The organism is Saccharomonospora halophila 8, from assembly GCF_000383775.1.
GTDB lineage: Bacteria > Actinomycetota > Actinomycetes > Mycobacteriales > Pseudonocardiaceae > Saccharomonospora > Saccharomonospora halophila.
In genome coordinates this window covers 73811-78011 of record NZ_KB912573.1, presented here as the reverse complement: position 1 = coordinate 78011, position 4201 = coordinate 73811, and the positions used below count along the sequence as shown (strand labels likewise).

Sequence of the window (4201 nt, the reverse complement as noted above, 5' to 3'; positions counted from 1 at the left end):
GGCCACCACGGAGGCCGGCCGCCTCTCGGCCTGCGACCGCTCCCTGCGCCCCCTGGTGGAGGACCTGGTCGCCGCCGCCCACGCCGAAGGCGCACTGCGCGGCGAGGTCACCGCCGACGACGTCCTGTGCCTGCTGACGGCGCTGGCCCGCCTCATCGAACTCGACACCCCACCCGACCAGGTGACCCGCTGCCTGGACGTCACCCTCACCGGCCTGACCGGCGGCCCCCCGTTGGGTGTGTCGTGAAGGGCTTTCCCTGCAGGTGGCGCAGTGAATGTGCCCCTCGCTGCGCCAGACGCAGGGAAGGTGCCCTTCACGACACCACCCGGGGTGACCACCTCGGTCACTCGCCCGTGAAGCGGACGTCGCTGCAGAGGTAGTAGGTCTGGTCCATGTGGGCGGCCTTCCAGATCGTGTAGACGATGTGGCGGCCGGTGCGCTCGCCCGCGTTCACCTCGAAGGTGAAGTTCTCCACCTTCCCGACGGGGCCGACCTCGCGGACGACGCGCAGGTCCTTCCACGTCAGCGGGTGGATCGTGGGGTCGAAGCCCGGCCGGGTGATGTAGACGCGGTAGTAGTCGGCACCGTGCCGGGCGCCGTCGCGGACGGTGACGGAGAAGGTGTTGTCCCGCTCGGCGGCCTTCCACTCGCCGACCGCGTCGAAGGCGGCGTAGCGGCCGTCCTGGGTCCGGCCACCGCTGCACAACTGCCCGTCCGGGATCGCGCCGCGGTGCTCACCATCGACGCCGTTGCGGTACAGACCGTTCCAGTTCCACATCGCCTTCGGATCGGCCTGCCACGCCTGATGACACATCGGGTCCCGCTCGGCCATCTCAGCCGACAGGTGGTCCTCGCCCCAGCGCTCGTAGCAGCCGTACACCCGCGACGGCGGGTCGGTGACGCTTCCGTGCGCCGACGCCGTCCCCACCGTCCCGGCCAGCGCCACGATCACCACCGCCACCAGCGCGCACGTCTTTCGCAAAGCTTGGTCTCCTTTCCCCACACCCACCGGACACGGACGGCCCGGTTCGAGACGGGACGGAACGCATTCCGTGCTGGCGACGTTAGGGACGCGTGGTGAGGACCTGCGGGAGCGACCCCGAGACACTCCCAAATTCCACCCGGAACAGTGATGCTCACGCCGAACAACAGCACGGGACGGGCCACCGGGCCGACTTCCCGGTGGTCATCCGAGCTCGCCGAAGCGCACCGGCTCGGCGAGTACCTGCGCGGCCGTGTCGAGGTCGGCCAGGCGGGCGGCGAGGGTGGCTTCGGCCAGGCGCGGCGGCAGGGCCTCGTTGAACTTCAGCCCCGCCACGGCGCGTTCGTCGACGGCCGGCAGGCAGAGGCGTTCAACGGCGTCGGCGGTGGCCGTGTGCCACAGGTCCCGGTCCAGGTCGGTGCGCAGCCGCACGGACACGTCGTCGAAGCGCTGCTTCCCGTCGGCCACGCTGCCCAGGGTGGCGGCCAGGGTGGCGTTGGCCCGCAGGCCCGCCCAGGTCCACCAGCGCACGTCACCGTCGGAGCGGCGGGTGAGCATCGTGCCGCCCGGGTGCACGGTCGGCAGCCGCTCGTCGCGCAGTTCGGCGAGGACCTGTTCGGCCCGCCGGGTGCGCTTCACCGGCGGGTCGTCGCCGAGCAGCACGTCCCGGGCCGCGCGGGTCAGGGCATGGCTCGCGCCGTCGATACCCGGGGTGAGCCAGCGGGCACGCCCGCCGCCGTCGACCTCCTCGACGAAGCAGCGGCGGCGCTTCCAGTCGATCCAGGTGACCTTCCAGCTGCGCCCGCCGAGCAGCAGGACGCGCGGCCCGTCGACCTTCTCCGTGAGCAGTCCCGGGTCGGTGCGGCCGACCTCCCGCCGCCCGGCGAGGACGGTGAACTGGGGCGGTGCGAGGAACACCCCGGTCATGTCCATGAAGTGCCGGTGTCCGAAGCGGTGTTCCGCCTCGGGACCGATGAACAGCTGTTCGCCGTCCCGGTCGAGGAAGCCGTCGTCGACCAGGTGCCGCACGACCGGCTCGGCACTCCGGTCGAACGGCGCGAGCCCGTTCCACTCCTCGGACCAGGTGTGCCGGCCGATGGTGTTCTCCTGCAGGGCGAGCGCGAGGACCTGCTGGGCGACGATGTGCCGGGGCTCGGGCGGGGCGGTGATCGGTTCGACGTATCCGCTGCCCCACAGCCGCAGCAGCGCCGCCGCCCACAACAGGTCGTCCCTGCGCAGCGCGAGGAACAGGCAGTTGCGTTCGCTGCCCGCGCGCCGGCCCGTGCGGCCGAGCCGTTGCAGGAACGACGCCACGGTGGTCGGGGCGTTGATCTGAATGACCCGGTCCAGGTCACCGACGTCAACGCCGAGCTCCAGGGTGGAGGTCGCCACGATGACGCAGTCGCGCGCCTCGGAGAACGCCTGCTCGGCGCGGTGTCGCTCGTCCAGGGACAGGGACGCGTGCGAGAGGAACGTCGTCACGCCGCGTTCACGTAGGGCGGCGCCGAGTTCCTCGACGAGCGTGCGGGAGTCGCAGAACACCAGTCGCTTCTCACCCCGGTGCAGTGTGGACAGCACGGTGGCGGCGTTGGCAACCGAGCCGACGTAGTCCAGTTCGACGTCCCCGGCGGGCGGGGCGGTCGCCGCACCGGTGTCGACGGAGGCCGGTCGCGAGAGGTCGGGGGCGACGACGGTGGCGGGGCGGGACTCCACACCGGAACCCTGGAGCCAGCCGAGCAGCTGGTCGGGGTTGCCGACGGTGGCGGACAGGCCGATGCGCTGGACGGGCCACCCGGTCACGCGGGTGAGGCGTTCCAGCACGGCCAGCAGGTGCCAGCCCCGGTCGTCCCCGGCGAAGGCGTGCACCTCGTCCACCACGATCGCGCGCAGCCCGGCGAACAACCGCCCGTGCTCCACGTTCGCGCTGACCAGCATGGATTCGATCGACTCGGGCGTGGTGAGCAGGATGTCCGGCGGTTCGCGCAGGATGCGGCGTCGGGCGGAGGCGGGCACGTCGCCGTGCCACAACGCCACCCGTCTGCCCAGCCAGGCGGCGTAGCTCTCCAACCGGGGCAGCAGATTGTTCAGCAGCGCCTTCAGCGGGCACACGTACAGCACCGACAGCCCGTCCCAGTGCTGCTGTTCCATCGCCGAGAGCACGGGGAAGCACGCGGCCTCGGTCTTGCCGCCCGCGGTGGGCGCGAGCAGCAGGGCGTCGTTCCCGTCGAGCACCGGGCCGACGGCGGCGTCCTGCAGCGGCCGCAGCGACCGCCACCCCAGCGTGTTCACCATGTGGTGCACCAGTGCCGGGTGCAGCCGCTGCAGCGCCTCGGTCACGGCAGGTCCAGCTCGATGTCGTCGGCGGCCCGCGCGGGGGAATTGTCGTCGGCCCCGTCCGGCCGGGCGGTGTCCTCGGCCCGGCTCGGCCGGGCGGCGGCGTTGCGTTCCTCGGCGGTGAGTTCGTTGTCGGTGACGGTGAGGGCGTAGTCGCGGCGCGGGTCGAACTCGGCGAAGTCGTCCACCCGGTCGAGCACGTCGGCGACGAGCTTGCGCAGGAACACCCGCGGCGCGACGCCGACCTTGCCGCCGAGTTCGCCGGTGAGGGCGCGGGCGAAGGTGGCGAGGTAGTCGTCGTCGACCACGGCCTGCACCCGCTCCGGGTTGCGGGCGAGCCCGATGTAGAGGTCGCGGGTCTTGCGCCCCAGTCCGACGAGCCGGTCGAGGTCGAAGCCGGGCAGCCGCAGCTGCACCGCGCGGGGCGAGTCGAACTTCGCGTCGGTGGAGAAGTCCGTCGCCAGGCGCTGCGCGAGCGGGGGCAGCCGTTGCACGCCCTGCTGACCGTCGAAGAACGCGGGTGTGCCGGTGAGCACGAGGAACAGGCCGGGGAAGCGGCCGGTGTCGATCTCGTCGATGAACTGGCGCAGCGCGTTGAGGCCCTTCTCCCGGACGTCGCCGCGCACCCGTTGCAGCGTCTCGGTCTCGTCCAGCACCAGCAGCAGGCCGGGGTGTCCACAGTCACGCAGTACGGTGAGTAGGCCCTGCAGGAAGCCGAGGGCGGCGAAGTGGTCGAGGTCGCCCCGCACTCCGGCGGCGCGACGAGCGGAGGCGGCCACGGACTTCTGCCCGCCGAGCCAGGCGATCAGCGCCTCGGCGGTGGCGTTGTCGCCGTCGGCCAGTGCCGTGCGGTAGCCGCGCAGGGCGGCGGCGAACGCGGGGGT

Annotated in this window: 4 protein-coding genes; 1 reads left to right on the top strand and 3 read right to left on the bottom strand. The window is 72.3% G+C overall.

Annotated elements, in window-relative coordinates:
• A partial coding sequence (locus tag SACHA_RS22730; RefSeq protein WP_019811618.1) for an SbtR family transcriptional regulator occupies positions 1-247 on the top strand: 247 nt, incomplete at its 5' end.
• 97 nt (positions 248-344) lie between these two features.
• Here SACHA_RS22730 and SACHA_RS0116745 read toward each other — a convergent pair.
• From SACHA_RS0116745 to brxD, 3 genes are all read right to left on the bottom strand, one after another.
• On the bottom strand, positions 345-983 hold the full coding sequence (locus SACHA_RS0116745) for a lytic polysaccharide monooxygenase auxiliary activity family 9 protein (RefSeq protein WP_028663273.1): 639 nt from the start codon (positions 981-983) through the stop codon (positions 345-347).
• A gap of 204 nt (positions 984-1187) precedes the next feature.
• On the bottom strand, positions 1188-3320 hold the full coding sequence (locus tag SACHA_RS0116740) for a DEAD/DEAH box helicase (protein ID WP_019811612.1): 2133 nt from the start codon (positions 3318-3320) through the stop codon (positions 1188-1190).
• On the bottom strand, positions 3317-4201 hold an 885-nt coding region (gene brxD / locus SACHA_RS22725), incomplete at its 5' end, for a BREX system ATP-binding protein BrxD (protein ID WP_019811610.1). The genes brxD and SACHA_RS0116740, both read right to left, overlap by 4 nt.